21 protein-coding genes are annotated in these 17,514 nt (G+C 71.7%); 13 read left to right on the top strand and 8 right to left on the bottom strand.

The window, feature by feature from the left end; all coding sequences use genetic code 11:
• Nucleotides 1-58 precede the first annotated feature (58 nt).
• The 5 genes from DDE18_RS19995 to DDE18_RS19975 are packed head-to-tail and all read left to right on the top strand — an operon-like array spanning nucleotide 59 to nucleotide 3,926.
• Nucleotides 59-583 carry a hypothetical protein gene (locus DDE18_RS19995; protein WP_116574022.1) on the top strand — a complete coding sequence of 175 codons (525 nt, stop codon included), beginning with the start codon at nucleotides 59-61 and terminating at the stop codon, nucleotides 581-583.
• A 51-nt stretch (nucleotides 584-634) separates the two neighbouring features.
• Nucleotides 635-1,192 (top strand): YqgE/AlgH family protein, encoded by a 558-nt coding sequence (locus DDE18_RS19990; protein WP_116574021.1) that lies wholly within the window; start codon nucleotides 635-637, stop codon nucleotides 1,190-1,192.
• Nucleotides 1,193-1,219: 27 nt separating this feature from the next.
• On the top strand, nucleotides 1,220-1,489 hold the full coding sequence (locus DDE18_RS19985) for a DUF3039 domain-containing protein (RefSeq protein ID WP_116574020.1): 270 nt from the start codon (nucleotides 1,220-1,222) through the stop codon (nucleotides 1,487-1,489).
• Entirely contained in the window at nucleotides 1,486-3,261 is a 1,776-nt protein-coding gene (locus DDE18_RS19980; protein ID WP_116574019.1) for a DEAD/DEAH box helicase, read from the top strand. Before DDE18_RS19985 ends, DDE18_RS19980 begins: the two co-directional genes overlap by 4 nt.
• Nucleotides 3,262-3,287: 26 nt before the next feature.
• On the top strand, nucleotides 3,288-3,926 hold the full coding sequence (locus DDE18_RS19975; protein WP_116574018.1) for an IclR family transcriptional regulator: 639 nt from the start codon (nucleotides 3,288-3,290) through the stop codon (nucleotides 3,924-3,926).
• On the opposite strand, the gene DDE18_RS19970 is transcribed toward DDE18_RS19975, so the two are convergent.
• Entirely contained in the window at nucleotides 3,923-4,387 is a 465-nt protein-coding gene (locus DDE18_RS19970; RefSeq protein WP_116574017.1) for an Lrp/AsnC family transcriptional regulator, read from the bottom strand. The two genes, DDE18_RS19975 and DDE18_RS19970, sit on opposite strands and share 4 nt — an antisense overlap.
• An 82-nt stretch (nucleotides 4,388-4,469) precedes the next feature.
• Here DDE18_RS19970 and hppD point away from each other — a divergent pair, with 82 nt between their 5' ends.
• The 3 genes from hppD to DDE18_RS19955 all read left to right on the top strand — a co-directional run bounded on the left by hppD (nucleotide 4,470) and on the right by DDE18_RS19955 (nucleotide 8,545).
• Nucleotides 4,470-5,681 carry a 4-hydroxyphenylpyruvate dioxygenase gene (gene hppD, locus DDE18_RS19965; RefSeq protein WP_116574016.1) on the top strand — a complete coding sequence of 404 codons (1,212 nt, stop codon included), beginning with the start codon at nucleotides 4,470-4,472 and terminating at the stop codon, nucleotides 5,679-5,681.
• A 52-nt stretch (nucleotides 5,682-5,733) separates the two neighbouring features.
• Nucleotides 5,734-7,665, top strand: coding sequence for a tetratricopeptide repeat protein (locus tag DDE18_RS19960; protein WP_116574015.1), 1,932 nt, complete (start codon nucleotides 5,734-5,736; stop codon nucleotides 7,663-7,665).
• 64 nt (nucleotides 7,666-7,729) lie between these two features.
• On the top strand, nucleotides 7,730-8,545 hold the full coding sequence (locus tag DDE18_RS19955; RefSeq protein WP_116574014.1) for an oxygen-binding di-iron domain-containing protein: 816 nt from the start codon (nucleotides 7,730-7,732) through the stop codon (nucleotides 8,543-8,545).
• A 6-nt stretch (nucleotides 8,546-8,551) separates the two neighbouring features.
• On the opposite strand, the gene DDE18_RS19950 is transcribed toward DDE18_RS19955, so the two are convergent.
• Together DDE18_RS19950 and DDE18_RS19945 are read right to left on the bottom strand one after the other, a co-directional pair.
• On the bottom strand, nucleotides 8,552-9,466 hold the full coding sequence (locus DDE18_RS19950) for an oxygenase MpaB family protein (protein ID WP_245916894.1): 915 nt from the start codon (nucleotides 9,464-9,466) through the stop codon (nucleotides 8,552-8,554).
• Between the two features lie 79 nt (nucleotides 9,467-9,545).
• Nucleotides 9,546-10,145 carry a LysE/ArgO family amino acid transporter gene (locus DDE18_RS19945; protein WP_211754656.1) on the bottom strand — a complete coding sequence of 200 codons (600 nt, stop codon included), beginning with the start codon at nucleotides 10,143-10,145 and terminating at the stop codon, nucleotides 9,546-9,548.
• A 72-nt stretch (nucleotides 10,146-10,217) separates the two neighbouring features.
• Here DDE18_RS19945 and DDE18_RS19940 point away from each other — a divergent pair, with 72 nt between their 5' ends.
• A complete protein-coding gene (locus tag DDE18_RS19940; RefSeq protein ID WP_116574013.1) occupies nucleotides 10,218-11,138 on the top strand; it encodes a LysR family transcriptional regulator ArgP in 921 nt (306 codons plus the stop codon).
• A gap of 8 nt (nucleotides 11,139-11,146) precedes the next feature.
• Here the strand turns inward: DDE18_RS19940 and DDE18_RS19935 are convergent, their stop codons facing one another.
• From DDE18_RS19935 to DDE18_RS19925, 3 genes are read right to left on the bottom strand one after another with little or no spacing between them, the layout of a single operon-like run.
• Nucleotides 11,147-11,905, bottom strand: a complete 759-nt coding sequence (locus DDE18_RS19935; RefSeq protein WP_116574012.1) for an amino acid ABC transporter ATP-binding protein — start codon at nucleotides 11,903-11,905, stop codon at nucleotides 11,147-11,149.
• Complete coding sequence (locus tag DDE18_RS19930; RefSeq protein WP_116574011.1) at nucleotides 11,905-12,696, bottom strand: amino acid ABC transporter permease; 792 nt, start codon at nucleotides 12,694-12,696, stop codon at nucleotides 11,905-11,907. Before DDE18_RS19930 ends, DDE18_RS19935 begins: the two co-directional genes overlap by 1 nt.
• A 40-nt stretch (nucleotides 12,697-12,736) precedes the next feature.
• A complete protein-coding gene (locus DDE18_RS19925; RefSeq protein WP_116574080.1) occupies nucleotides 12,737-13,543 on the bottom strand; it encodes an ABC transporter substrate-binding protein in 807 nt (268 codons plus the stop codon).
• 32 nt (nucleotides 13,544-13,575) lie between these two features.
• Here DDE18_RS19925 and DDE18_RS19920 point away from each other — a divergent pair, with 32 nt between their 5' ends.
• Entirely contained in the window at nucleotides 13,576-14,133 is a 558-nt protein-coding gene (locus tag DDE18_RS19920) for a DUF1697 domain-containing protein (RefSeq protein ID WP_116574010.1), read from the top strand.
• Nucleotides 14,134-14,142: 9 nt separating this feature from the next.
• Here DDE18_RS19920 and DDE18_RS19915 read toward each other — a convergent pair whose 3' ends face one another.
• Both DDE18_RS19915 and DDE18_RS19910 read right to left on the bottom strand, forming a co-directional pair.
• Nucleotides 14,143-14,715, bottom strand: a complete 573-nt coding sequence (locus tag DDE18_RS19915; protein WP_116574009.1) for a nicotinamidase — start codon at nucleotides 14,713-14,715, stop codon at nucleotides 14,143-14,145.
• Nucleotides 14,716-14,769: 54 nt separating this feature from the next.
• Nucleotides 14,770-16,056 carry a nicotinate phosphoribosyltransferase gene (locus DDE18_RS19910; protein WP_116574079.1) on the bottom strand — a complete coding sequence of 429 codons (1,287 nt, stop codon included), beginning with the start codon at nucleotides 16,054-16,056 and terminating at the stop codon, nucleotides 14,770-14,772.
• Nucleotides 16,057-16,082: 26 nt separating this feature from the next.
• On the opposite strand from DDE18_RS19910, the gene clpS reads away from it, so the two are divergent.
• Genes clpS through DDE18_RS19895 form a run of 3 tightly spaced genes read left to right on the top strand, consistent with a single transcriptional unit; the run spans nucleotide 16,083 to nucleotide 17,427 of the window.
• Nucleotides 16,083-16,379: an ATP-dependent Clp protease adapter ClpS gene (clpS, locus tag DDE18_RS19905; RefSeq protein WP_116574008.1), complete on the top strand. Its 297-nt coding sequence runs from the start codon at nucleotides 16,083-16,085 to the stop codon at nucleotides 16,377-16,379.
• Complete coding sequence (locus DDE18_RS19900) at nucleotides 16,376-16,960, top strand: DUF2017 domain-containing protein (RefSeq protein ID WP_116574007.1); 585 nt, start codon at nucleotides 16,376-16,378, stop codon at nucleotides 16,958-16,960. The genes clpS and DDE18_RS19900 overlap by 4 nt, the downstream gene beginning before the upstream one ends.
• Nucleotides 16,957-17,427 (top strand): NUDIX hydrolase, encoded by a 471-nt coding sequence (locus DDE18_RS19895; protein WP_245916893.1) that lies wholly within the window; start codon nucleotides 16,957-16,959, stop codon nucleotides 17,425-17,427. Before DDE18_RS19900 ends, DDE18_RS19895 begins: the two co-directional genes overlap by 4 nt.
• The last annotated feature ends 87 nt before the right edge of the window (nucleotides 17,428-17,514 follow it).

The following is a 17,514-nucleotide window of genomic DNA, read 5'->3' as shown; positions in this document are numbered from 1 at the left end:
CGCATACTCTCAGTACGTACTCACAGTATGTGGGAACCAGATGAGACAGGAGACTGCCATGACCTGGAAGTCCTTCCACCGCCGCGGAGAGGTGCTCCGCGAGGTGATCGCCGTGGCCGACGCGCGCCGCGACGGACGCCTGCCCCTGGACGTCGCCGGTGTTCGGGAGACCTTCACGGACGAGCTCGACCTCCTCGGCGCCCTGCAGCTGCGCTGGCACACCCGCCTGGCCGGCCGCATCGAGCGCGAGCTCATGGTCCAGCCGATGGATCTCGAGGCCGCCGTCGTCGCCGCCTGGCACGGCGCCGCGGACGAGATCCCCGGCATCCGGGCGATCCTCGACCACTACAGCGCTGCCCCGACGTCGGAGGAGGTGGCCCGGGCCATCGCGACCGCCAACGCCAAGGAGCACGGGATGCTCGCCGTGATGTCCGGCAAGGCCGCCATCGACGACGCTCTCGCCGCGCGCGTCGGCGCGCAGATCGCCGAGCGCGCCCACGCGACGTACGCCGGTCCTGCCGCGCCGCAGCCGACCGAGCCGCTCTCCCTGGTCGACCGCCTGCGGGCGGTGATCGCGGCCTGACGCCGCGCACTGCCCGGGCCTGCGCTCGGGTCGATCGGTCATGATGGGAACATGACCGACGTGGCGCCCGGAGCCCTCCTGGTGGCGACGCCCGAGCTGCACGACCCCAACTTCGTGGACACCGTCGTGCTGATGCTCGACGTCACCCCCGAGGGTGCCCTGGGCGTGGTGCTCAACCGCCCCTCGCCCGTGCTCGTCGCCGAGGTCCTCGACGGCTGGGCCGGTGTCGTGGCGGAGCCCGAGGTGCTCTTCCGGGGCGGCCCCGTGAGCACGGAGGGAGCCATCGCGGTCGCCCTCCTCCAGGACCCCCGCGACGAGCCGGTGGGCTTCCGCCACATCGTCGGCCGGCTCGGCGTGATCGACCTCGACACGCCCGTCGAGCTCGTCGACGGCTCCCTGGCGGGGCTGCGGGTCTTCGCCGGCTACGCCGGCTGGGGTGCCCAGCAGCTCGAGGGGGAGATCGCCGGCGGGGACTGGTACGTCGTGCCGTCGGAGGAGAGCGACGCCTTCCGCCAGGACCCCTCCGGGCTCTGGCGCGACGTGCTGCGGCGGCAGCCCGGTGACCTGGCCTGGCACTCCACCAGGCCGCTCGACCCGGAGCTCAACTGACCTCCCCGTGACGTAGGCTGGCCCATCATGAGCACCCTCGGCTTCTCACCCGGCACCCAGACGATCGAGGACCGACGCACGCTCCCCACCGACGACGGTGACCACGAGCGGTTCTCCCACTACGTCCCCAAGGACAAGCTCACCGAGGCGATGGTGATGGGCACGCCCGTCATCGCCCTCTGTGGCAAGGTCTGGGTGCCCTCGCGGGCGCCGGAGAAATTCCCGGTCTGCCCGGAGTGCAAGGAGATCTGGGAGTCCATGAAGCCCGGGGACGACGGCGACGGTTCCGACGCGTGACGGGGCGGCCCGAGGCCGTCCCCCTCTCACCGGCGTGGCCCGACCGCGCCGCCTGGGGGACCGCCCCGCTCCTGCGCGCCTGGCAGCAGGCCGCGATGGACAGGTACGCCGAGGCCTCGCCGCGTGACTTCCTGACCGTCGCGACCCCCGGCGCCGGCAAGACGACCTTCGCGCTGACCGTGGCCGCCGACCTGCTCGGCCGGCGCATCGTCGACCGGATCACCGTGGTCGCGCCGACCGAGCACCTCAAGACGCAGTGGGCCGAGGCTGCTGCACGGGCCGGCATCCCGATCGACCCGACGTACGCCGCCGGCAAGGGTAAGACCTCCCAGGACTACGTCGGCATCGCCGTCACCTATGCCGGCGTCGCGGTCAACCCGCTCGCGATGCGGATCCGCACCGAGCGCTTCAAGACGCTGGTGATCCTCGACGAGATCCACCACGCGGGCGACGCTCTGTCGTGGGGCGAGGGCGTCCGCGAGGCGTTCGAGCCGGCGACCCGCCGGCTGGCGCTGACCGGCACGCCGTTCCGCTCCGACGTCAACCCGATCCCGTTCGTCACCTACGCGCCCGGAGATGACGGCATCCCGCGCTCCGTAGCCGACTTCACCTACGGCTACGCCCACGCGCTGGCCGACCACGTCGTCCGGCCGGTCCTGTTCATGGCCTACTCCGGCGAGATGAGCTGGCGCACCCGCGCCGGCGACGAGGTCGCCGCGCGGCTGGGCGAGCCGCTCACCAAGGACATGCACGCGCAGGCAATGCGCACGGCGCTCGACCCCTCCGGATCGTGGATCCCCTCCGTCCTCGCGGCCGCCGACAAGCGGCTCACGGAGGTGCGGCGGCACGTGCCCGACGCCGGCGGGCTGGTGATCGCCTCCGACCAGGACTCGGCGCGCTCCTACGCCAAGCTTCTCCGCTCCCTGACGGGTGAGGCGCCGACCGTAGTGCTGTCCGACGAGAAGGCGGCGTCGAAGCGGATCAGCCAGTTCAGCGAGTCGGACAAGCGCTGGATGGTCGCGGTGCGGATGGTCTCCGAGGGTGTCGACGTGCCCCGCCTGTGCGTCGGCGTGTGGGCCACCACCACCTCGACGCCGCTGTTCTTCGCCCAGGCTGTCGGCCGCTTCGTCCGGGCCCGGGCGCGGGGCGAGACCGCGTCGGTCTTCCTGCCGTCGGTGCCGCACCTGCTGAGCTATGCCTCCGAGATGGAGATGCAGCGCGACCATGTCCTGGGCCGCAGGGTCACCGACGAGGACGACATCTTCGCCGCCGAGAAGGACCTGCTGGCGCAGGCCAACGCGGGGGAGTCGGCGTCCGACGAGCTCGAGATGCAGTGGGAGGCGCTCGGCTCGACCGCGTCGTTCGACCGCGTCGTCTTCGACGGCGGTGAGTTCGGGCACTCGGGGGAGGTGCACGTGGGGTCCGAGGAGGAGATGGACTTCCTCGGCATTCCGGGCCTGCTCGAGCCCGACCAGGTGCGCGACCTGCTCCACTCGCGGCAGAGCGAGCGGGCCAGGCGCCAGAAGGCCTCCGCGGCGCGCGAGCCCGACACCGTCGCCGAGATCACCACCCACGAGCAGCTGGGCGTGCTGCGCCGCGAGCTCAACGGACTCGTGGCGGCCTGGCACCATCGCACCGGCCAGCCGCACGGCGTCACCCACGCCACGCTGCGCAAGGAGTGCGGCGGCCCGCCGGCCGCGGTGGCCACCGCGGAGCAGCTGCACGCCCGGATCACCCGCATCCGGGAGTGGGCTATGCGGCAGACCTCGTAGGGCTGCCACAGGGCTACATTGGGAGCATGGCCGCCGAGACTTCGCAGACCCTGGACCGTGGGCTGCGGGTGCTCGAAGTGCTGGCGGAGTCGTCCGACGGCATGACCGTCACCGAGCTGGCCGCGGCCCTCGGCGTCAACCGCACGGTCGTCTACCGGCTGATCAGCACCCTGGAGCAGCACGCCCTGCTGCGCCGCGACTCCCGCGGCCGGCTCTCGGTCGGGCTCGGCATCCTCCACCTGGCCTCGGCCGTCCACCCGCTGCTGCGCGACCAGGCCGTGCCGGTCCTCCGCCAGCTGGCGGACGCGATCGGCTGCACCGCCCACCTCACCGTCGCCGACGGCGACGAGGCGCTGGCGCTGGCCGTCGTCGAGCCGACCTGGACCGACTTCCACGTCGCCTACCGGGTCGGCTCGCGCCACCCGCTCAGCCACGGCGCGGCAGGGAAGGCGATCGGCATCCTCCGCCGCGGCGACGACACGCCGTACGCCGTCACGACGGGCGAGCTGCAGAGCGGAGCCCACGGCCTCGCGGCACCCGTCCGCGGCGTGGAGGGCCTGCAGGCGAGCGTCGGGATCGTGACCCTCGACGGCGCCATCGACGAGGGTGTCGTGGCGCCCCGCGTGGTGGCCGCCGCCGAGCAGGTCGCCGACCGCCTGCGCTAGCGGCCGACCGCGACCCGCGCCAGCGGCAGCACCCGGTGGGGGATCTGGGTCGCGAGCGCGATCACGGTCGTCGACCGCTCGATGCCGGGCTCGGCGAGCACCTGGTCGATGACCCGCTGGAGGTCGGCGTTGGAGCGGGCCACCACCCGCGCCCACATGTCGCCGGCGCCTGTGATCGTGCACGCCTCGATCACCTCCGGGATCGTCTCCAGGTGCGCGGCGATCGAGTCGTGGCCGGCGCCCTGGCGGATCTCCAGGGTGAGGAACGCGGTCACCGGGAAGCCGAGCGCCTCGGGGGAGAGCTCAGGGCCCCACCCGGTGATGACGCCGGTGGTGGCGAGCCTGTCCAGCCGCGCCTGCACGGTGCCCCTCGCGACGCCGAGGCGGCGGGACGCCTCCAGCACGCCGATCCGTGGCTCGACGGCGAACAGGTCGAGCAGTCTGCTGTCCAGATCGTCCACGAGATCACGCTCCACTGTGCAACCTGCTCAACGTTTCGTCGTACTGTTGCACACCTTGTGCGCCCACGGCCACAGTGGAGCCATGACCCACTCCACGCTCACCGTCCTGACCCACGAAGAGGAGCAGGCCGGCCTGACCCTCGACCAGCTCAAGCAGCTCGTCGGACTGGTGGAGTACGACGCCTCCCACGACCCGTTCCCCGTCACGGCGATGGACGCCGTGGGCTTCATCGTGGGCAACGCCACCCAGACGGCGACCTTCTACCAGCTGGCCCTCGGCATGGAGCTCGAGGCCTACCGTGGCCCCGAGACCGGGCACCGTGACTCCAAGTCCTACGTGCTCCGCTCGGGCTCCGCCCGCTTCGTCTTCACCGGTGGCGTCACGCCCGACAGCCCCGCCCTCGACCACCACCGCAAGCACGGCGACGGCGTCGTCGACCTGGCGCTGGAGGTGCCCGACGTCGACAGGTGCATCGAGCACGCGCGGAAGATGGGCGCCACGATCCTCGAGGAGCCGCACGACGTCTCCGACGAGCACGGCACGGTGCGCACGGCGGCGATCGCGACGTACGGCGAGACCCAGCACACGCTCGTCGACCGCTCCCGCTACGACGGCCCCTACCTGCCGGGCTACGTCGCGCGCAGCACGACCGTCTCGCGCCGCGAGGGCCACCCGAAGCGGCTCTTCCAGGCCATCGACCACTGCGTCGGCAACGTCGAGCTCGGCCGGATGGACGAGTGGGTGGCCTTCTACAACAAGGTCCTCGGCTTCACGAACATGGCCGAGTTCATCGGCGACGACATCGCGACCGACTATTCCGCGCTCATGTCGAAGGTCGTCGCGAGCGGCAACCACCGGGTGAAGTTCCCGCTCAACGAGCCGGCGATCGCGCGGAAGAAGTCGCAGATCGACGAATACCTCGAGTTCTACGACGGCGCCGGCTGCCAGCACATCGCCCTCGCGACCAACGACATCCTGCGCACGGTCGACCTCCTGCGCGACAACGGCATCGAGTTCCTCGACACCCCGGACTCCTACTACGACGACCCCGAGCTGCGGGCGCGCATCGGCGAGGTGCGGGCACCGATCGAGGAGCTGAAGAAGCGCCGGATCCTGGTCGACCGCGACGAGGACGGCTACCTCCTGCAGATCTTCACCAAGCCGATGGGGGACCGACCGACGGTCTTCTACGAGTTCATCGAGCGGCACGGCTCGCTCGGCTTCGGCAAGGGCAACTTCAAGGCCCTCTTCGAGGCGATCGAGCGCGAGCAGGAGGCCCGCGGCAACCTCTGACTCCCCGGGCGACCCGCTAGGTGCGACGCCCCCGTCGTCCTACGATCGAAGCGTGGCCACGGAGCCGGAGGCGCATGCCAGCGCGGCGAAGTTCACCGCCATGGCCGCCTTCGACGAGGGCGACATCCAGGGCGGCATGGACCAGCTGTCGGCTGACGTGCGCCGGTTCGCCGCGTCCGGCGACCCGCGCCAGGCGGCGATGGCCTGTGCGCGCCTGGGCTGGGCGTTCGAGACCTTCGGCGGCAACCGGGCGGCAGCCCGCGCGTGGTTCCACCGGGCCGCCCGGCTGCTGGAGGACGAGCCGGAGTGCGTGGAGCAGGGCTGGGTGGCTCTCGCGGGGCTCGGCTGCGACGTCGACGACCCCCACGAGCTGCTGAGGCGGGCGCAGCTCGCCCTCGACCGGGCCCGCAGGTTCGGGGACGTCGACCTCGAGGCGAAGGCGCTCGCCGACGGTGGGCTCGCGCAGGTGCAGGCGGGCAACCTCGTCGAGGGGATGAGCATGCTCGACGAGGCGGTCGCGCTCTGGTGCGGGCCCGCCGAGGACCAGGACGCCGCCGGCATGGGCGTCTGCTCCTTCTTCACCGCCTGCTACTACGCCGCCGCCTTCGACCGCGCGGGTCACTGGCTCGACGACCTGCGCCGCGTCGGGCTCGTCGGTCCGGCCCCAGGCGGCCAGGTCTTCCTGAGCGGCCACTGCGACGCAGTCCAGGCGACCGCGCTCATGGAGCTCGGGCGCTGGGCCGAGGCCGAGGCGGTCCTGACTCGTGCGGTGGCTGAGTTCGAGGCCTGCATGCCGCTGGCCAGCTGGCACCCGGCGATCGCCCTGGCCGACTTGCGCACCCGGCAGGGGCGGCTCGCCGAAGCCGAGGCGCTGCTGCTCGGCAAGGAGGCCCACATGCAGGCCCTGCTCCCGGCTGCTCGTCTGCACCTCGCCCGCGGTGACACAGACCTTGCGATCGCCACCGCTTCGCGCGGGCTGCGCATGGTCGGACCCGACGTGCTCCGCGCCGTCGAGCTGCTGGCCATCCTCACCGACGCCGAGCTGGCGGCTGGCCACGTGGAGGCGGCCCGTCAGGCCTGCAGTTTCATGACCGAGCGCGCCACCGGCCTCGCCGTACCGCGCCTGGCGGCTCTGGCCGGCGCCGGGGAGGCCCGCGTGCTGGCTGCCGAGGGCGGCCTCGTCGGCGCGATCACCGCGATGGAGCAGGCGGTGGACGCACTGCCGGTCGGGCTGCCTGTCATGAAGGTCTCGCTCGGACTCGAGCTGGCCCGCCTGCACGAGCGAGCCGGCAATCGTGCGGCGGCGCAGGTCGAGGCTGGCCGCGCGGCGAGCGTCCTCGCCTGGCTCGACGTGACGCTGCCGCCCGGCGATCTCGAGCTCCTCGGGCGGCTGGCCTACGGGAAGACCGCCGCCCAGACGGCCACCCTCCGGTGCGAGCAGGACGCCTGGGCGGTGGAGCTCAACGGCGTACGGATCCGGCTCGCCCACACCAAGGGACTCCGCTACCTTGCCACGCTGATGGCCAGCCCGGGCGTCGAGCGCCACGTGCTCGACCTCGTCGACCAGATCGAGGGTGTGGTGCGCGACGGGCCCGACCGGCACCGGCTGGGTGACGCCGGGGAGCTGCTCGATGGCACTGCGCGGCAGGCGTACCGGCGGCGGGTCGAGCAGCTGCGCGACGAGGTCGAGGACCTGCTCGCGCTCGGCGAGGACGAGCGCGCCGCGCAGCTCCAGGAGGAGTGCGACGAGCTCGTCGCCCAGCTCGCTGCCGCCTTCGGGCTGTCCGGCCGCTCGCGGAGGGCGGCGTCGGCGGCCGAGCGGGCCCGGCTCAACGTCACTCGCTCGGTGCGTACCGCCATCGCGCGCATCCGGGACGACGTGCCAGAGGCAGGGGAGGTCCTGGACCGCCGCGTCCGGACCGGCCTCTACTGCGCGTTCGAGCCGGACCCCTCCGATCCGGTCCGCTGGGTCGTTCACTCCTGACTGAACGGCACACCGAGGACCTGAACGCCTTCCGGGCAGGAACGACCCGACCCTGGAGGCTCTGATGGAAAACCCCTACCGACCCACTCCCGACGTCCACGTGATGCCGGTCTCCTTCCCGCTAGGCCCCGACGGGGTCCTCACGATTAACGCCTTCCTCCTCGAAGCGGCTGAGCCGGTGCTCGTCGACACCGGCGTCGCCCAGGAGGCCGACCAGCTCCTCGACGCGGTCGACGACGCCATCGGTCTGGCCAACCTGAAGTGGCTGTGGCTCACCCACGACGACGCCGACCACACCGGTGCCGTCCAGCGCATCCTCGAGGCGGCGCCCCAGGCCCGACTCGTCACCCATGCCCTGTCGGCCATGCGGATGTCGACCTGGTGGCCGGTGCCCTTTGATCGCGTGCACGCGATCCGGCCGGGCGACCGGCTCTCCGTCGGCGACCGCACCCTGCGCGCCGTCGCGCCGCCGCTCTACGACAACCCGATGACGATCGGGTTCCTCGACGAGTCGACCGGCAGCCTCTTCACCGTCGACTCCTTCGGTGCGACGCTGCCTGAGCGGACCCAGGACGTCACCGAGGTCCCGGAGGAGGTCCTCGCGGGCGGCATGCTCGCCTGGGCGGTGATGGACTCCCCGTGGAGCACGATGCTCGACCGGGACAAGTTCGCCGAGGTGCTCGAGGGCGTGCGCCGGTTGCGGCCGACCCGGATCTTCTCCGCGCACCTGCCGGCGGCCACCGGGGCCTCCCTCGACCGGTTCCTCGAGGTGCTCGCGAGGACGCCGGACGCGACGCCCATGGAGGCGCCGAGCCACGTCGAGTTCACCGCGATGCTGGACGCGATGCAGGCCGAGATGGAGGCGGCGGCGTCGGCCTAGGGCCGACTAGGACGCATCTGCCTCGTCGAGGCGTGCTCCCTCGGCGGTCGCGCGTAGCCGCCGCGCCTCGGCGTGACCGCTCGTCAGGGCCCAGCGGATCGTCCCCGTCGCGCCGCTTCCGAGGGCCCGCACCGCGGTGCGCTCGGCGACGGGCAGCCACGGCAGGCGCAGCGGCACGCGGGTCCAGCGCGGCATCAGCCCGACCGCGGCGGCCACCAGCGCGCCGTACGCGGGCCGCGCGACCAGCGGCAGGTCCGGGTGCAGGATCAGGAAGTGCACGGCGTCCCGCGCCGCAGGCGTCGCCCGGAGCTCGGGTCGGAAGGCGCTCAGCGTCGCCTGCAGCTCGGCCTCGGTGGTCGGCGGGTCGAGGACGCCGAGGCGCCGCGCGACCTCGGCCGTCTGCGCGACGTACTCGTCGCGGCCGGCCTGGTCGAGCGGGCGGGCGCCGTAGACCTGGTGCGCGAGCAGGAAGCTGTCGATCTCGGCGGCGTGCACCCAGGCGAGCAGGTGCGGGTCGGACGCGGCGTAGGGCGTGCCGTCGGGCAGCGTGCCGGTGATCCGGTCGTGGATGCGGCGGACGGCCTCGACGGCCTGCTCGGCCTGCCGTGCAGGGCCGAAGGTGGTGACCGCGAGGAACTGGCTCGTGCGGGCCAGCCGGCCCCACATGTCGCCGCGGTAGCCCGAATGCTCGGCCACGGCGGTCATCGCGGCCGGGTGCATCGTCTGGAGCAGGACCGCCCGGATGCCGCCGATGAACATGCACGCGTCGCCGTGCACCTGGGTGATCGGGGAGCCGGCGGCGAACCAGCGCGGTCCGGGCGTGCCGTGGATGCGCTGCCGGTGGCGCGGGCCCTCCGGGCCGGCCACGCGGCGGAAGAGATCGGCCCCCAGCCGGTCCCTCAGGTCGGTGATCACGTCCACGTTGCCAGCGTACGGCGCGGTGCGGCCGGTGCGGGCTCAGTGCACCAGCAGGCCCACGCCGCCGCGCGATTGTTCGCGATCAGTGCACCAGCAACCCGACGCCCAGACAGCCCATCACCACGGCGATGCCGGAGTCGAGCACGCGCCACGCGGACGGCCGGGCGAACAGGCCCCGCAGCAGGCGCGAGCCGAAGCCGAGCGCCGGGAACCACGCCGCGCTCGCGCAGACCGCACCGAGGAAGAACCACCAGCGGTGGTCGCCGAAGCTGTTGGCCACGGTCCCGAGCATGAGCAGGGTGTCGAGGTAGAAGTGCGGGTTGAGCCAGGTGAGCGCCAGGGCCAGCAGCACCGCGCGGCCGGCCGACATCGAGGCGCCGCCCTCGGCCGTCAGCGCCTGCGGCTTCCAGGCCCGCATCGCCGACTGCACGCCGAAAGCGAGCAGGTAGACGCCGCCGAGCACCTGCGCCACCGGCAGCACCGCCGGCCAGCGCTCGAGCACCACGCTGAGCCCGGAGACGCCGGCGGTGATCGCGGCGACGTCCGAGAGCAGGCAGACCACGACCACGGGCAGCACGTGCTCGCCGCGGATCCCCTGGCGGAGGACGAAGGCGTTCTGCGCGCCGACGGCGACGATGAGGGCGAGGCCGGTCAGCAGACCGGTGAAGTAGATGCTCAGCACGAGGACAACGCTAGGCACGGAGCTGCCTTAACTCCAGCGAAGGATTTACAAGGATCATTAGTATCTCTTGCTATGAAAGACGTCACGCAGCTCGATCCCGTCGCGCTCCGCACGCTGGCGACCGCCGTCCGGCTCGGCACCTTCGAGGCGGCCGCACGCGAGCTGCACGTCACCCCCTCCGCGGTGAGCCAGCGCGTCAAGGCGCTCGAGACCCGGGTGGGGCGGGTCCTGCTGCACCGGGTCAAGCCGCTCGAGCCCACCGAGGCCGGTCACGTGCTGGTCCGGCTCGCGTCCCAGACCGAGCTGCTGGAGCGGGAGGCGATCGCCGAGCTGGTCGAAGACGACGGCGGCGCGGACGCGTCGTACACCTCCGTGCCCGTGGCCGTGAACGCCGACGCCCTCTACACCTGGCTGATCGACGCGCTCGTCCGGGTGCAGGCGGCACACCGCGTCACCTTCGAGGTGCTGCGCGAGGACCAGACCCGCACCACCGAGCGCCTGCGCCGGGGCGACGTGATGGCCGCCATCACGTCCGACCCGCGGCCGGTGCCGGGCTGCCGGGTGGTCCGGCTCGGCCGGATGAGGTACGTCGCGGTGGCGACGCCCGACTACGTCGCGACCCAGCTGCCCGAGGGCCCGACGGCGGGCGCGCTGGAGCGGGCGCCGATCGTCGTCTTCGACCGCAGCGACACCCAGCAGCACGACTTCATCCGCAAGCTCACGCGCCGCCACCTCGCGCCGCCGGCGACCTACATCCCGAGCGTGGGGGAGTTCGACACGGCCGTACGCCGCGGGATGGGCTGGGGGATGATCCCGCTCGTCCAGGTGGTCGACGACCTCGAGCAGGGCCGGCTGGTCGAGATCGCGCGGGGACGGCACACCGACGTGCCGCTGTTCTGGCAGCACTGGCGGCTCGGGTCGGCCGTGATGACCGACCTCACCGAGGCGATGGTCGCGGCCGCCCACGAGTGGCTCGGGGCGTCCCGTGGGTGACCTCGGGCCTAGAGCACCTTGGAGAGGAAGGCCTGCGTGCGCTCGTGCTGGGGGTTGGCCAGCACCTGACGCGGGTCGCCCTCCTCGACGATCACGCCGTCGTCCATGAAGACGAGCTTGTCGCCCACCTCGCGGGCGAAGCCTATCTCGTGGGTGACCACCATCATCGTCATGCCCTCGCTGGCGAGGTCCTTCATCACGGCGAGCACGTCGCCGACGAGCTCGGGGTCGAGGGCGGAGGTAGGCTCATCGAAGAGCATCATGTCGGGGTCCATCGACAGCGACCGCGCGATCGCGACCCGCTGCTGCTGGCCGCCGGAGAGGTGGGCGGGGTAGGCCGACTCCCTCTCGGCGAGGCCCACCTTGGCGAGGTTGCGCCTGGCCACCTCGACCGCCTCGGCGCGCGAGCGGCCCTTCACCTTCTCCTGAGCGATGCACAGGTTGCGCAGCACCGTCATGTGGGGGAACAGGTTGAACTGCTGGAAGACCATGCCGATCCGCGAGCGCAGCCGGTCGACGTCTGCGTCCGGGTCGGTGATCTCCTCGCCCTCCACGAAGATCTGCCCCTTCGTCGGCGTCTCGAGCATGTTCACGCAGCGCAGCAGCGTCGACTTGCCGGAGCCCGAAGGCCCGATCACGCAGACGACCTGGCCGTTGTCGATATGGAAGTCGATGCCCTTGAGCACCTCGTTGTCGCCGAACTGCTTGTGCAGGTCGCGGACGTCGATCGCGGCGGCCCCGCGGTCCGGGCGGATCTCGGTCGTCATCAGCGGGCCCTCTCCGCGCGGTGCTCCATCCGGCGCACGATGATCGCGAGCGGGATGGTGATGAGCAGGTAGCAGAAGCCGACCACGACCAGCGCGGTCAGGCTGCTCGTGGTGTTCATGGTTTCCCGGCCGAACTTGGTGAGCTCCTGCGTCTCGAGGTAGACGCCGAGCACGTAGACCAGCGAGGAGTCCTTGGTCAGGAGGATGAGCTCGTTGGTCAGCGGCGGGAGGATGATCCGGAACGCCTGGGGGATCACCACGCTCACCATCGCCCTGCCGTGGGACATGCCGAGCGAGCGGGCGGCCTCCAGCTGGCCCTTCGGCACCGCCTGGATGCCGGCGCGGATCGTCTCCGCCATGTAGGCGCCGCCGACGAGCCCGAGGGCGACGGTGACCTGGCCGAGCACGTCACCGGGGATCTCCCGTCCCGGAAACGCCGTGGGTACGCCGGTGCCGATGGCCAGGAAGACCACCAGCGCCGGCACCCCGCGGAAGAACTCGATGATCCCCGTCGCGATCCACCGGTAGGGACCGACGCTCGAGAGCCGCATCAGGGCCAGCACCACTCCGAGCGCCAGCCCGAAGGCGAACGCGCAGGCTGTGTAGATCACGGTGTTCTTCAGGGCGATGGTGAGGACGCGCGGGAACATGTCCCGGGCCACCTCGATGTTGAAGAACGCCCGCTGGATCTGCGCCCAGTCCATCAGGAAGGCGGCCGCGACGACGACGGCCACCAGGACGGCGTACTGGATGTAGCGCGCCCGCGCAGCGCGCTGTCGTGGACTCGCCATGAGGCTCCTCGAGGTCAGGTCTCGTCAGGGCGGCAGGGCGTCACATGCTCGGGGTCTCGCCGAACCACTTCTTGTAGATCTCCTCGTAGGTGCCGTCCGACTCGGCCTTCTCGAGAGCCTCGTTGAACACGTTCAGCAGCTCGTCGTTGCCGTCCTTCTTGACCGACATGCCGTACTGCTCGCCGGTGTCGAACTCCGCCGTCACCTCGGTGTCGGGGTTCTCCTTGGCGTAGTCATAGAGGACGCCGTTGTCGTTGACGCCCGCTTCGACCTGGCCGGTCTTGACGGCGGCCTGGAGCAGGGCGAGGTCCTCGAAGGAGACGATCTTGGCGTCCTCGGGCGCGTTCTCGTTGACGTAGATCTCCCCGGTGGTGCCCTCCTGAACGCCGATCTTCTTGCCGGCCAGGCTCTCGAGGTCGGCGTAGCCGGAGCCGGTCTTGGTCAGCAGCGCCTGGGTGGCCTCGAAGTAGGGGTCGGTGAAGTCCATGACGGCGGCGCGCTCGTCGGTGATCGTCATGCCGCCCTGCGCCAGGTCGCACTTGCCGGTGTTGAGCGCCTCGCCCGTGGTGATGGTCTCCCACGGCACGTCGACGACCCGGAGCTCGACCCCGTCCTCGATGGTCTCGGCGGCCAGGTTGGCGATGTCGACGTCGAAGCCGACGATCTCGTCACCCTGGGTGAACTGGAAGGGCTTGTACGGCAGGTGTGTGCAGACGGTCAGCGTGCCCTCCTGCACGAGGTTGACCCCCGACTCGGTGGTCGTGGTCTCGGTGTCGGCGGCGCAGGCCGACAGGGCGGTGCCGAGCGTGGCGATGGCGGCGACTGTCGTGAGCTTTCCGAGCTTCATGCCGAACCACACTAGACCCCCATACTTCTGCCATGCCGACCTACGTCGCCTTCCTGCGCGCCATCAATCTCGGAGCGAAGCGGAAGTTCCCCAAGAACGCGCTGGTCGCGGCGACCGAGGCCGCCGGCTTCACCTCCGTGCAGACGCACATCAACACCGGCAACCTGCTGGTGAGCACGCCGATGCGCTCGCGCGCGAAGGTCGAGGCCGCGCTCGAGAAGGCCTACGTCGAGGACCGCGGCTTCGAGGTGCCGACGATCGCGTTCACTCCCGCCGAGCTCTGCCAGGTCGTCGCGGACGCCGACGAGTTCGCCGCTGACCTCGGCAACATCGGCGTCCACTACGTCTCTCTGCTCAAGCAGGAGCCCACGCCGGACGTCGTCGCCGAGGCCGAGCGCGTGTCGTACGACGTCTCCGCCGACGGTGAGCACCTGCGGATCCGCGGCCGCGCCGTGCACCTCGCGCTGGAGCAGCGCGAGAGCTATCACGCCGCTCGGCTCGGCAACGCGTGGGTGGAGAAGCGGCTCGGCGTCGCGACCAACCGCAACCTCACCGTGCTGCGGGCGATCACCGCGAAGTGGTGCTCCTGACCGCGTCGGTCAGAAGGTGACCCCCGCGGTGCGCATCTCGTCGAGTGCCGCGGCCGTGGTGTCCTCCGCGACGCCGGCGCAGAGGTGGTTGAGCAGCTGGGTGGTGAAGCCCTCGCGCACGGCATCGAGGGCAGTGGCCCGCACGCAGTGGTCGGTCGCGATGCCGCACACGTCGACGGTGTCGACGCCGTGCCCGCGCAGCCAGTCGGCGAGCGGGGTGCCGTCGGTCGTGCGGCCCTCGAATCCGCTGTAGGCCGCCTGGTGCTCGCCCTTGAGGAAGATCGCGTCGAACGGCTGCGGGTCGAGGTTGGGGTGGAACGCCTCGCCGTCGGTGCCGACCTTGCAGTGGACGGGCCAGCTGTCGACGAAGTCGGGCTCGCGCGACCAGTGCCCGCCCGGGTCGATGTGGTGGTCCTTGGTGGCGACCACGACGTCGTACGCCGGGGCGTCCGGCCCCTTGGCCGTCCACCGGTGCAGCAGCGCCCCGATGTCGGCCGCCACCTGGGCGCCCCCGCTCACGGGCAGGGAGCCGCCCTCGCAGAAGTCGTTCTGCACGTCGACGACGATCAGTGCTCGCGCCATGTCGCTCAGGCTAGCGCGGGTGGGCGGGTGCGCCACCCCGGCGGGGCGCGCGGCCTACACGTGCTCCGTCGGGATCACCGGCTCGCCGTGCGACATCATCTGGATCGTGCGGGGGAGCTCGGCGCGGGAGAGCGCATGCCGCTCGCGCGCGGTGTCGAGCGGCTCGCGACCCACGACCTCGCCGCGGCTCACCAGCGGCACGAGCAGGGGGCGGTCGCCGTCGCCGTCGTCGGCCGGGGGAGCGCCGATGCCGACCACCTCGGCCTCGGCCACGCCGGACGTCGAGCGGCGGCGCAGCGCATACTTCCGGCCGCCGATCGAGATCTTGTCCTGCGACTTCTTCGCCACCGACACCATCGTGCCGTCGTCACCCTCGCGGGCGACGAGCTTGTAGACAAACCCGCACGTCGGGTGGCCCGAGCCCGTGACCAGCTGGGTGCCGACGCCGTAGCCGTCCACCGGGGCGACCGCGAGCGCGGCGATCGAATGCTCGTCGAGGTCGCTGGTCACCAGGATCCGCGTCCCGGTCGCGCCGAGCGCGTCAAGTTGCGCGCGCACCTCCTCGGCGACGACGCCGAGGTCGCCGGAGTCCAGCCGCACCGCGCCGAGGGACGGGCCGGCCACCTCGATGCCGAGCCGCACGGCCTCGGCGACGTCGTAGGTGTCGACGAGCAGCGTGGTGCCGACGCCGAGCGACTCGACCTGGGCGCGGAACGCGTCGGCCTCCGAGTCGTGCAGCAGCGTGAAGGAGTGGGCCGCCGTGCCGGTTGTCGGCACGCCGTACCGCAGCTGCGCGGCCAGGTTGGACGTCCGCGTGAAGCCCGCGACGTACGCCGCGCGCGCGGCCGCCACCGCCGCCTCCTCGTGGGTGCGCCGCGACCCCATCTCGATGCAGGGTCGGTCGCCGGCTGCCAGGGTCATCCGGGACGCCGCCGACGCGATGGCGGAGTCGTGGTTGTAGATCGACAGCAGCACCGTCTCGAGCACGACGGCCTCCGCGAAGGTGCCCTCGACGACGAGCAGCGGGGAGTAGGGGAAGTAGGCCTCGCCCTCGGGATAGCCCCAGACGTCGCCGGAGAAGCGGTACGACGCGAGCCACTCGAGCGTGCCGGCGTCCACCACGTCCTCCAGCACCCCCAGGGCGGCGTCGTCGAAGCGGAACGCCTCGATCGCGTCGAGCGCCCTGCCGACGCCGGCCACCACGCCGTACCGACGCCCCTCGGGGAGGCGGCGCGGGAAGAGCTCGAAGACGGACCGGCGGTCGGCCGTGCCGGAGCCGCGTGCGGCCTGCACCATGGTCAGCTCGTAGTGGTCGGTGAGGAGCGCCGTAGAGCGGGTCACGGAGGTCACTGTGCCACGATGGTCCGGTGACCGCCGCCAGCCCCGTCGAGGTCGACCCGACGCTCACGCCCGACGACATCACCTTCCTCGCGAAGCCGTGGGTGACGATCGTCTGGAACGACCCCGTCAACCTGATGAGCTACGTGACCTATGTCTTCCAGAAGTACTTCGGCTATGACAAGGCGAAGGCGGAGAAGCTGATGCTGGAGGTGCACCACGACGGCAAGTCGGTCGTGTCGACCGGCACCCGCGAGGAGATGGAGCGCGACGTGCAGGCCATGCACGAATACGGCCTCTGGGCGACGATGGAGCGGGCTTCATGAGCGGGTTCGCCCGCCACCGCCGCAGCCGCCGCATCATCGCCACCTTCACGGGGTTCGAGGCCGACCTGATCCGCTCGCTGGCCTCGCAGATCGTCGAGCTGCTGCGCAACGAGCGCGCGGTGCCCGACGACAGCCGCGACCCCTTCGAGGCGATGATGGACTTCTCCGGTCCCACGACCGAGCCCGAGGACCCCGTCCTCCAGCGGCTCTTCCCGTCGGCCTACACCGACGACGAGGAGGCGTCGGCGGAGTTCCGCCGCTACACCGAGGGCACGCTGCGCGACGGCAAGGCCGCGGCCGCCGTCTCCATCATCGACAGCCTCGAGGAGGCCGGCCTGCCGCCGGAGCTCACCGAGGACGGGCTGATGATCGACGTCGAGCTCGAGGAGGCCGAGGCCGAGACCTGGATGCGCTCGTTCACCGACATCCGCCTCGCGCTGGCCTCGCGCCTGGGCGTCGAGGAGGGTGACGAGGCCTACTGGCACTCCCTGCCCGACGACGACCCGCGCGCCCAGGCCCACGACATCTACGAGTGGATCGGCTGGCTGCAGGAGTCGCTCGTCGAGGCGTTGACGGCGTGAGCCCGATCCCCGACTTCGTGCTCGACATGCGCCGCAAGGTCGGCACCGACCCGCTCTGGCTGCCCGGAGTCACGGCGGTCGTACGCCGAGGCGACGAGCTGCTCATGGTCAGGCGCAGCGACAACGGTCACTGGACGCCGATCACCGGCATCGTCGACCCGGAGGAGGAGCCGGCCGTCGCGGCGGCACGCGAGGCGCTCGAGGAGGCCGGGGTCGTGATCCGCGTCGACCGGCTGGCGTCGGCGTCCGTGCTGCCCGAGGTGGTCTACGACAACGGCGACCGCGCGGCGTACCTCGACCTCACCTTCGCCTGCTCCTGGGTGAGCGGCGAGCCCTATCCAGCCGACGACGAGTCGACCGACGCCCGGTGGTGGCCGATCGACGCGCTGCCGCCGCTGTCGGCCCACATGCGGGCGCGTGTCGAGGCCGGTCTCGCCGACGAGCGCGAGGCCCGCTTCCACCGCTGAGGAGTCGCTCGGGCACGTCATGTCGCCGGCCTTTCGGGGTACCGGAGCAAGGCGTACCGTCGAGGGTGGACGACTCCAGGAGCGGAC

Origin of the sequence: Nocardioides gansuensis (genome assembly GCF_003076135.1) — a bacterium.
Classification (GTDB): Bacteria; Actinomycetota; Actinomycetes; order Propionibacteriales; family Nocardioidaceae; genus Nocardioides; species Nocardioides gansuensis.
Note: the sequence above shows the minus strand (reverse complement) of the source record. Positions and strands in the feature narration are given on the sequence as shown.